The organism is Mesorhizobium sp. M0276 (genome assembly GCF_040321755.1).
Lineage (GTDB): Bacteria > Pseudomonadota > Alphaproteobacteria > Rhizobiales > Rhizobiaceae > Mesorhizobium.
Genome location: NZ_JAMYSC010000111.1, coordinates 1 through 9,678, shown reverse-complemented (window position 1 = coordinate 9,678; position 9,678 = coordinate 1). Strand labels below are relative to the sequence as shown.

Genomic DNA, 9,678 nt, shown 5'->3' with positions numbered 1-9,678 from the left:
GACTGCGTTGTCGCCGAGCGATCCCGCCGGACCTCGCGATCGGAGTGTATCGTTCATCATCTTGGGCTGGCGCTCGGCGGCCGGCGTGCGTCAGACCCCCTTTTGCGCGAAAATACAGGGTCCCGATTCCACGGTCATTGACAACGATAGACCGAACATATGCGCGCAACCGACACCATCAAATTACGGCTCGGCATCTTACGAAGAGAGGCGTCCACATATGCCGGGACGTGGGATCGAGCTAACGTTTATAAGTTAGCCCTTTTCCTCGTTGAGGTGCTCCCCATCTTTGGATGGCCCAGGGTAGGCATTTCCGGGGGTGATGGCTCAGGGCGGAAAGGCCGCCGATGAGCCTTTCATAAGCGATATCGGTGGCTTGTTGCCGATCGCGCATGCGCGTCGATGATGCGATTGAGGAAGCGCTCCTCTGTGTCGAGGAGCCAGGAGCGACTGCTGCCGCTGGCGCAGCCGAGGCGCAAGCTGCCAATCGTCGTGACCAGGTCCGGGACTCCCTCAGTCTGGATCTTGAGGCTGCCCGCTACGCCGCCGACCGGGCTTTCCGGCAATATGATGCGGCCGATCCCAGAACCGGCTGGTTGCGGCGGAAGTGAAAGCGCGTTGGAAGCAGGCGCTCATCCGTGTCGAGGAGATCGAGAGCAAGATCGCCGCGCTTGATGCCGCGGGGCCGAGGCCATTACCTGTCTTGGCAACGGGCATCACGGCGCTGGGCACAGACCTCCAGGCTGTCTGGGTCGGCGCCAACGGCGAGAAGTGCCGGATAGCACGCGACAAACACCGTCAACCACGCCCCGTCACCAGACGTGATCGATTGGCGTTATTCGCTGTTCTATGCTTTCGTGTTCGGCTGCGTCCCAGTGAAGACGTCTGTGGGCGAATTCAATACGCTCAGTCACAAGTATTCCGCGGGCACGGCGCGAAACACATAGTTTTCTGCCCTTCTTCGCACATTTCTTGGTGGCACGCCGATTGCTGCGGACTCCGTGTAGCGGGCGCGGACGGACTGTTCCGCTCGAGCCAATAACAGAAGGCAATATCAAAGGAGTACCTCAATGCGGGTAGCCATCGTGCAGAATAGCAAATTTGCAGGCGTTATCAACCACTTTGGACAGCCTTATCCACACCCTTGGCCCTCTAATGGATACTACGAAAGAGTGGTGGCAGCAGTAAAAGAGGGCGGTCACGAGACACTGTTGTGCGAAGGCGACAAGGGACTGCTCAATACCCTCGAGCGGTTCATGCCACCCGATCTGCAAGCCCGCCCCTCGGGAATCGTTTTCAATTTGGCAGAGGGTATTCAGGGCGAATACCGCTTCACCCACGTCCCGGCAATGCTCGAGATGGCGGGCGTTCCATACACCGGGTCGGGCCCACTCGGGCATGGGCTAACGGACGATAAGGTGATCAGCAAGAGGCTCATGCGTAGTTGCGGCGTGCCGACGGCGAAGTTTTGCGTCATGCGCCTCGGCACCGAGAGCACCGGCGACCTGCGATTCCCGGTGGTAGTAAAGCCGCGTCGCGAAGATAACAGCTTCGGTTTGCAGCTTGTACATGAGCCCGCTCAGCTGAGGCAGGCAGTGGAAATGATTGTCACGCAATATGGACAGGATGCGCTCGTAGAGGAATACATCGATGGGCGCGAAATCCATGTTGCGCTGCTGGGAAATGGAGAACCCGAGGTGCTGCCTTTGGCGGAAATCGACTTCGGCGAACGCGAAACTGGTCTTTTGACATGGGCGGGGAAGTACCTGCCGGCTGAAAAGCTGCCGACGATTTGCCCGGCGAAAATCGAGAGTAGCCTTGCGACCTTGCTAGGGGAAATTTCGGTTGCGACCTTTCGTGCTTGCCAGTGCCGGGACTATGCCCGGCTCGACGTCCGGATCGACCGCTCCGGCCGTCCCTTTGTCCTGGAGATCAACTCAATGCCGGGGCTCAGTATGCACTCCTCATGGGTCCTTGCCGCGATCGCTGCTGAACACAGCTATTCGAACTTGATCAATCGGATCCTCGATGTCGCTCACACGCGGTACTTCGGAATCGGCAGTTAGTCCTACTGAGTCAGAAAGTCGCGGGCCAGTCGACCTTGCCGTCGATCTCTTCGCACAGCCGGCTGACCTGGCTTTTTGGAGATGCCGTTCCTGCCCATGGCCTTGACCAGGTCGTCGACCGAGCGGGACGTAGGCCTCCTGGATGACGGCGGTCAGCGCCTTCTCGGCCATGCGGCGCGGTTCTAGGAAACCGGGGAAATAGGAGCCCTTCCTGAGCTTGGGGATGCGCAACTCGACGGTGCCGGCGCGCGTCTCCCAGTCGCGCTCGCGATAGCCGTTGCGCTTAGCCGTCCGCAGCGGGTTCTTCTCGCTATAGGCGACGCCCACCTCCAGCTCCATCAGCCGCTCGGCGGCAAAGCCGATCATCTCGCGCAAGATAGATCATCTCGCGCAAGATATCGGCGTCGGGGTCTTCTTCACGAGCGTGCGCAGGTTCATCATGTCGTCGGGCATCGGTGGTTCCTTCGAATCAGGTTGGTGTCAGCAACCCGACCTTACCCGGGGAACATCGATGACCGCCGCAAAGCCCCTCGCGCGCTGCGGCGCTGTTGAGGGCGCGCTCGCGAGCGGCTTCGCTACCGCCGAGCTACACCACGTCTGGGGACGCGACCGGGTCTGCTTTCCAAATGAACGGCTTTGGCTCTTCGTTGTGCTCTTTGATAAAGCGGTTGATGGCTGCCTGAAGATCGACGACGGAATGAAAGACACCATTTTTCAGTCGTCGCCGTGTGAGCTTTGCGAAGAAGCCCTCGACGGCGTTCAGCCAGGAACACGATGTCGGAACGAAGTGGAATGTCCAGCGTGGGTGCCGCACCAACCCGGCCCCGTGCGTCGCATAGTTATCCAGGATGACGTGAACCGCCTTATCCTTGGGCAACTGAGCCTCGATTGCGTTGAGGAAGCGGATGAACTCCTGATGCCGGTGATGCTGCATGTTGCGGCCAATGACGGAGCCATCGAGAACATTCAGGGCAGCGAAGAGTGTCGTGGTGCCATGGCGCTTGTAATCATGGGTCATCGTGCCGCTGCGGCCCTTCTTCAAAGGAAGTCCTGGCTGCGTCCGGTCGAGCGCCTGGATCTGGCTCTTTTCATCGACGGAAAGGACAATGGCGTGGGCCGGCGGCGAGCCCTGCGACGTCGTGCAGTTTCTCGGCAAAGGCCTTGTCATTCGAAAGTTTGAAGCTGCGCCAGCGGTGCGGCGCAGCCGCGCATTGCCGAATTTGGAAAGGCGGGTCTGGCCGCGATATTAGGCCATATCCGCTACCAGGTCAGCGAACGACGCAGTTCTTCTGGCAAGGTGATGATGGTGCGCGTGATCGCGTCGCGGACGGCTTCGGCCCCGTGTCCCGCGCGCGCAGGCCCGTTCTTCGTGCGCGGAACTTCGCCATGCCCGCGAGCCGGGGAAGATGCAGTAGCATCGTGAAGCGCGTCGTGCCCTCGACCAGCGTGCCGATCGCCGAGCTGCCAAGACCGAGGATGAGGTCTCCCTCCCAATGTCCCCGCACCGCTCTATCAGCCGCTTCAGCGGGGCGCTGGACTGATCATGATCTCTGGTGAGACAAAGCCCTTGCCTCGCCTACGCACGCGCGCCTTGGGCCAACCGTAACACACGTCCTGTTCGCAAGCAGACCGTCAGCTCGCGGCGCAGCACTCCGCGGCCCTGAACGAAGTGGGCCTGATAGATGGCTTCGAGCGATCGCAAGGAGCGTCGGGACAGGGCAATGCCTGGCGGCGCCAAGGAGGGTCATGAAGGTCACAGCCGCGCCATGCGTGAGGATGCCGATCGCATCATCGATCATCATCCCGACCAATGCCTTTGCTGCCGCGCCAGCCTGTCGAGCGATCTTGCTGCCGAAACCGTCAGCGAGCACGACAAGATTGAGCTTCCCGCGATTAGGCCTGTAATTGAGCGCCATCGGCGTCTGGCAGTCCGTTGCCCGTCCAGCGGCACGCTGGTCGTCGCGGCTGTGCCAGATACGGCGAAGGGGACGCCGTTCGGGGCACGCGTGCACGCCGTAGCGACCTATCTCAAAGACTTTCCAGGCCCTGTCCTACGAGCGGCTGCAGAGCCCGTTCGAGAACCTTTTCGGGCTCAGGCAGGGCGGACTGATGAACATGTTGCGCCGTGCGCAGGGCGCGTTCGCGGCCGAGTGCGACAAGGCCGTCGCGGCGTTGCGCGGGACTGTCAGGAATTCCGTGTGCGGGCGGGCGGTTGAACATTACGCCGCCATTGCCCGGATGAAGCGTTCGCCGAAGATTGACGGCGAACTGGGCCTTTGCCATGGTCCACTCACGTGGGGCATTTTCCACTCTTTCTCGATCGGTCCAAGATTAGATAGAGCAGCTTGGTAACCGCATCGTCGCTGGGGAAATGGCGCCTGGCCCTGACAGCCCGTCGAAGTTTCGAGTTCAACGCCTCTATTGAGTTCGTAACCGGTATGATCATGACGGTGCCATCCGATCCCCGCTGGAGATGAGCGATTTTCGGCGTATGGTGCGACCATCCGGGACAGGGGCACCGGGAGCACGCCAAGTGCGGGCAGGCCGATGTATTCGATGAGCTGCGAGCTCGCATTAGTAGCTGGCCGCCCCTGCGACCTGCCCGGTTGCGCCGAGAGCGCGGATCCGTAGGTGTCGCGTCGCCCGCCGGCTCCCGACTGTTTGAGGAGAGGGAGCCGATGAGACGTGTGATTGGAAGGACATCCACCGCACCTTTGCGGATGTGGTGGTTTGGGAAGACGGCCGGCTGCGCCATCACGGACGGGTCGACATGACCCGCTCGGGACTGGAAGGGTTCGGCCGCAGTTTGCGACGGACGGATGAGGTTGTCGTCGAGGCCACGGGCAACGCCATGGCGGTGGTGCGGGTTCTGTCGCCCTATGTCGGCCGGGTGATTGTCGCCAACCCGATGCAGGAAGGCGATCGCCCATGCCAGGATTAAGACCGACAAGATCGATGCCGGCGTTCTGGCGCAGCTCCATGCCAGCGGCTTTCTGCCGGAGGTCTGGGTACCTGACGAGCGGACCGAGCGGCTTCGCCGCCTCGTCGCGCGGCGCAACCAGGTAGTTCGGCATCGCACGCGCGTGAAGAACGAGGTGCATGGCATCCTGCAGGCGCACCTAGTGCCGAAGTGCCCGCATGCCGATCTGTTCAACGATCGCGGTCGCGCCTGGCTCGAGCGGCAGGTGCTTCCCGACGACGAGCGGGCCGCCATCGCTCGCCACATCCGCGAGATTGACCGCCTGGCCGAGGATCTGGCCGACCTCGATCGCGACATCGCCCGGGAAGCGATTGATGATGTGCAAGTCCGGCGGCTTCAGACGATCACCGGCGTCAATGCCATCGTCGCGAGCGGTATCATCGCCGCCGTCGGCGATATCCGGCGGTTTCGCGAACCGCAGAAGCTGGTGAGCTACTTCGGCCTCAATCCGCGTGTGCGCCAATCCGGTCTTGGCTTGGCGCAATATGGCCGGATCAGCAAACATGGTCGTTCCCATGCCCGCGCCATACTGGTCGAGGCCGCCTGGGCGACGGCGAAGGCGCCCGGACCGCTCAGGGCCTTCTTCCTACGCATCCGTAACAAGCGCGGCCATCAGGTCGCAGCCGTGGCACTCGCCCGCAAGCTCGCCGTGTTGATCTGGTATCTGCTGACAAAGGAGCAGGACTACTTCTGGGCTCGCCCGGCGCTGGTGCGGCAAAGCAGAGGCAGCTCGCTCTCAAGCCGGCGCGCCGGGCGAGCGCGGTGTCGGTCGCCGCGGTTCGGCTTACGCCTACAACGTGAAGGAGTTGCGAAACAGCGAGAAAGCCGCGGCCGAGAATGCCGAACGTGCCTACGAGCTAATGGTTCGGCATTGGCGGTCACGAGGGCCGAAGCGGCGCACGGACGCCACAAACGAGGAACGACTATAACGGCTGCGTGGCGGCACTCTCATCCTCTCGCACCACTCTTTGCCACGTGGTCGTCCGTGCCGGACAAATATAGCACAAGGAAATGTGGCGGCACGACCGACGCCCTCGGTCCGCTCCAGAATGGCGCCGTGCTCGACGCCGTCAAGGCGTGGCCTGGAAACCTCGCAGCCGGCCGTGGCGCCATCGCACCGGCCAGCCTTGACTGCGTCTCGACACGCTCGCGTGGGAAATCCTGTGGGCCGGGACGAAGAAACAGGCTCACCTGAGCCGAACAAAGAAACGCAACACGAATCGAAAAAGTCGGAATCAGGGTTGTCGATGTCATCCGTGGTGTAAATGATCCGACGGACGTCGTCAGCGAACGCGAAGAATGGAATGACCTCGCCCCAGGCGCGCCGCCAGCTCTGGCCGATGGCGGGATAGCGCAGGCCCCAGGGGCCGGCCTCGAACGCCGCCAGCGCCTTTTCGGCGGCATCGGCATCGACGGCGCGGTAGATTTCTTGAGTGCGCTGGAGAGGCTCTTGCGGTCTTTCCAGGACACGAAGTCCATGGAGTTGCGCAGCAGGTGGACGATCCTCCGTGCCGCGGTTCTTGAGCTCGTTCATCACCCGCAGCCAGAACTTGGCGCCTTCATTCTGCTCGAGCCATAGGCCTATAACCTCCTTTGCCCCATCGGCGCGCACGCCCAGCGCGATGTGGATGGCCTTGTTGCGGACCATCCCTTCATCGCGGATCTTGACCCGGATCGCATCGAAGAAGACCAGTGGGTAAATCGGATCGAGCGGCCTTTGCTGCGGTGGCGACTTCCGTCGAGCACGGCGTCCGTCACCGTTGAGATCAGGTCCGCTGACACTTCGATGCCGTACAGATCGCGCAGGTGCCCGGTGATCCCGGGTGCTCATGCCGCGCGCGTACATCGATACGATCTTGTCATCAAAGATCCCATGACCGGTGGTGGAAGCGACCTGCGCTCTGGCAGAGTGGGTTGCTGACCAACAACTCTGTGGAGGCCAATCATGCATGTTGTAGCCGATCGATCTGCGGCGCCTGCCGCAATCCGCACGACCTTGGCGCGATCTTCGTATCTTTGGAACTCTTATGTTCATTTGCAAGCGGCGTGGCCACGCCTGTTCGTCCCGCCAATAGTGGCTGGTCCTGCATGGTGTGGCTAATGCGCAATGTAGGAGACAGGGTCTCAAGACCACGGTTTGCAAACTCTTATATGCGGGTTGGATACCGCATTTCCGTGTGTACGCCTGGGGCTGCTTCTATCTTAGCACGGGCATCGACGTCGTCGGCCACTCAGTTCCATCGAAGATTGCCCGACCGGGACCTGCCTCCAACATTGAGCATCAGCAGATGATCGATCTTGTTTCCTCTTTCTAATTGGTCGCCAAATGCGAGCGGCGCTAAGTTAAGCTTGATGAGCTGGTTGCACTTCCTGGCCAATAGCCCACAGGAAGGCCCCCATTTCTCTAGCGAGCGCGGTGATCGCGATGGCCTTGTGCTGCCCCGCGAGGATCATTTTTCGGTAGCGAGAGCAGAGGCGGAGCTGACCTTTCCACGCTATTTCGCGAACGGTTCTCGGTAGGCCTTCCAACTGCGCTTGCTTGGTTCGACTTACCCGCGCAGGGAAGCGGTAAGCCCATGCGCCTTCGACCAGCATGCGACGGGCCCGACAGTTCCCGGCCTTAGTGATCCCGCCGCGTTTGACATGTTCACCTGTCGAGCTCTCTGACGGAACGAGGCCAAGAAAGGCCATCAGCTGGCGGGGGTTTTCAAAGCGGCGGATGTCGCCAATTTCGGCAACAAAGACGACGGCGGCAATCAACGATACGCCTCGCAACGCCTGATAGGCTTCGACAACAGGAGCCATCGTCCAGGATTTGACAGTCTCCGAGATCAGATCGGTCAGACGCTTTAAGCGCACCTCGGCATCCTCGATCGCCTGGCAGTATTCCTTGAGCACGATGAAGTGCGCCGGATGCTCGAACTTCAGAGTCGATATCCACCGCATATGCGCCAGCGACCAGGATGAGCGACCCGAATAGATGCGGCCATGTCGAAGGAGGAACGACTGAAGCTGCTGACGCGCCCGCTTTTGAGCCTCCTGTGCTGCTTCACGGGCCCGCACGAGATCGCGCATAGCCTCATGCCCGCGGTCCGGCACCCAAACCGCCGTCAGCTCACCCGCACGATGTGACCGTGGCAAGCTGACCGCATCGCGCCGGTTGGTCTTCACTCGATCTCCGGGACGCTTGGGAATTAGTGCCGGTGCCACCACCACACAATCATGGCCCATCTCGGTGAGCTGACGGTAGAGTTCGTAACCTGTAGGCCCTGCCTCGTAACAGAAGTGGAGCTTTGTTCCTCGCTTGGCCAGCTTTTGCACGATGGATGACACCGAGGCCGGATCTGACGGTATATCCCCGAAAAATCTTACCTCACCACCCCGCTCGCCATCCGCGACGGCTAAAGAAATCTTCAGTTTCGAGACGTCCAGACCGACGAAAAGCCTGTTATGCTGATCCATGGTTCACCCTCGCTAAGCTTGGGGCTCGGCTTCGGCCACTCCGAAGCAACCCCCGATCTCAGCTTATCGCGGGGGTGAGCCACCTTCACCGCGAGAACATACGGTCTCAATAAATCGACCTGGTTGATCACCTCGCTGTCGCCGGGCAGTGGCGAGAGATGCGGTATGCGGCGGCGATATCACAGGACTGCTGGCACGCTTTGCCCAGCTTCAGGACAAAGCACAGGCGCGCACCGGCCGGCACTTTGCGCTTGTGGTCATTCAGGAGGCGGGTCTCGACGGCTTCTGGATCCATCGAGTCCTGCAGGCCGAGGAGATCGAAAGCCATGTCGTCGACGCCGCCTCGATTGCCACGTCGCGCCGGCGGCGTCGTGCCAAGACCGACAAGATCGATGGTGAGGCGTTGGTGCGTGCGCTGCTCGCCTACAAACGAGGCGAGCCGCGCGTGTGCGCGATGGTTAGGGTACCGAGCGTCAAGGAGGAGGACCATCCGCGCATCGGCCGTGAACGCAAGGTTCTGGTTGGTGAGCGGACCTGCCATGTCAACCGGATCAAGGGCCTGCTGTTTGCTCAGGGCATCACCGGCTACGAGCCGCTGGGACGTGACCGGCGACATCGGCTTGAAGAATTGAGGACCGGCGACGGCCGCGCAATGCCAGAACATCTGAAGGGGCAAATCCGTCGCGAGCTCGACCGACTCGAACTGGTGATAGTCCAGATCAAAGAGGTGCAGGCCGAGCGCGACGCTCTGCTGGCAATCGAAGTCGCCGAAACTCCAGCAGCGACATTACTCGATCTCAAGGGTATCGGCCCCGAGTGTGCCGCCATCCTCTACTCGGAAGGGCTGTTCCGGCACTTCGATAATTGCCGGCAGGTCGCCGCCTATGCCGGGCTCGCGCCGACGCCTTGGCAGAGCGGATCGGTCCAGCACGAGCAAGGCGTCTCGAAGGCCGGCAACCCCCGACTGCGAACGACGATGATCGAGTTGGCCTGGCTGTGGCTGCGCAATCAACCGAGTTCAGCGCTTACCCGCTGGTTCCACGAACGCGCGATGCGCAATCAGGGGCGCCTCAAAAAGACAACCATCGTCGCCCTTGCAAGGAAGTTGCTCGTGGCGCTGTGGAAATATGTGACCGCGGGCGTCGTCATCGAAGGTGCCGTCATGAAGGC

General features: G+C 61.3%; 4 protein-coding genes and 7 pseudogenes. 5 read left to right on the top strand and 6 right to left on the bottom strand.

What is annotated here, in order from left to right; genetic code table 11:
* Positions 1 to 392 precede the first annotated feature (392 nt).
* Positions 393 to 611: a hypothetical protein gene (locus NKJ01_RS35470; protein ID WP_352735183.1), complete on the top strand. Its 219-nt coding sequence runs from the start codon at positions 393 to 395 to the stop codon at positions 609 to 611.
* Positions 612 to 1,070: 459 nt separating this feature from the next.
* Entirely contained in the window at positions 1,071 to 2,066 is a 996-nt protein-coding gene (locus tag NKJ01_RS35465) for a D-alanine--D-alanine ligase family protein (RefSeq protein ID WP_352735181.1), read from the top strand.
* A 28-nt stretch (positions 2,067 to 2,094) separates the two neighbouring features.
* Here NKJ01_RS35465 and NKJ01_RS35460 read toward each other — a convergent pair.
* The 3 pseudogenes from NKJ01_RS35460 to NKJ01_RS35450 form a co-directional block, all read right to left on the bottom strand.
* A pseudogene (locus tag NKJ01_RS35460) lies at positions 2,095 to 2,444 on the bottom strand (transposase); the annotation flags it as partial.
* Positions 2,445 to 2,652: 208 nt separating this feature from the next.
* Positions 2,653 to 3,265 (bottom strand): annotated as a pseudogene (locus NKJ01_RS35455) (IS630 family transposase); the annotation flags it as partial.
* 64 nt (positions 3,266 to 3,329) lie between these two features.
* Positions 3,330 to 3,762: pseudogene (locus tag NKJ01_RS35450) on the bottom strand (transposase); the annotation flags it as partial.
* Here NKJ01_RS35450 and NKJ01_RS35445 point away from each other — a divergent pair.
* Positions 3,755 to 4,244: pseudogene (locus tag NKJ01_RS35445) on the top strand (IS66 family transposase); the annotation flags it as partial. The pseudogenes NKJ01_RS35450 and NKJ01_RS35445 sit on opposite strands and share 8 nt — an antisense overlap.
* A gap of 41 nt (positions 4,245 to 4,285) precedes the next feature.
* Here the strand turns inward: NKJ01_RS35445 and NKJ01_RS35440 are convergent.
* Positions 4,286 to 4,503 (bottom strand): annotated as a pseudogene (locus NKJ01_RS35440) (transposase); the annotation flags it as partial.
* Positions 4,504 to 4,767: 264 nt separating this feature from the next.
* Here NKJ01_RS35440 and NKJ01_RS36615 point away from each other — a divergent pair.
* Positions 4,768 to 5,975 (top strand): annotated as a pseudogene (locus NKJ01_RS36615) (IS110 family RNA-guided transposase).
* Here the strand turns inward: NKJ01_RS36615 and NKJ01_RS35425 are convergent.
* Together NKJ01_RS35425 and NKJ01_RS35420 are read right to left on the bottom strand one after the other, a co-directional pair.
* Entirely contained in the window at positions 5,897 to 6,892 is a 996-nt protein-coding gene (locus NKJ01_RS35425) for a transposase (protein ID WP_502905956.1), read from the bottom strand. The pseudogene NKJ01_RS36615 and the gene NKJ01_RS35425 sit on opposite strands and share 79 nt — an antisense overlap.
* A gap of 497 nt (positions 6,893 to 7,389) precedes the next feature.
* Positions 7,390 to 8,508 (bottom strand): IS110 family RNA-guided transposase, encoded by a 1,119-nt coding sequence (locus NKJ01_RS35420; RefSeq protein ID WP_352735176.1) that lies wholly within the window; start codon positions 8,506 to 8,508, stop codon positions 7,390 to 7,392.
* Between the two features lie 105 nt (positions 8,509 to 8,613).
* Between NKJ01_RS35420 and NKJ01_RS35415 the strand changes: the two are divergent.
* Positions 8,614 to 9,678, top strand: a pseudogene (locus tag NKJ01_RS35415) (IS110 family RNA-guided transposase); the annotation flags it as partial.

What these genes read in the sequence shown, in the direction of transcription:
- NKJ01_RS35470 (WP_352735183.1), top strand. Translation starts at nt 393, where the DNA reads ATGCGCGTCGATGATGCGATTGAGGAAGCGCTCCTCTGTGTCGAGGAG.
- NKJ01_RS35465 (WP_352735181.1), top strand. Translation starts at nt 1,071, where the DNA reads ATGCGGGTAGCCATCGTGCAGAATAGCAAATTTGCAGGCGTTATCAAC.
- NKJ01_RS35425 (WP_502905956.1), bottom strand. Translation starts at nt 6,892, where the DNA reads ATGTACGCGCGCGGCATGAGCACCCGGGATCACCGGGCACCTGCGCGA.
- NKJ01_RS35420 (WP_352735176.1), bottom strand. Translation starts at nt 8,508, where the DNA reads ATGGATCAGCATAACAGGCTTTTCGTCGGTCTGGACGTCTCGAAACTG.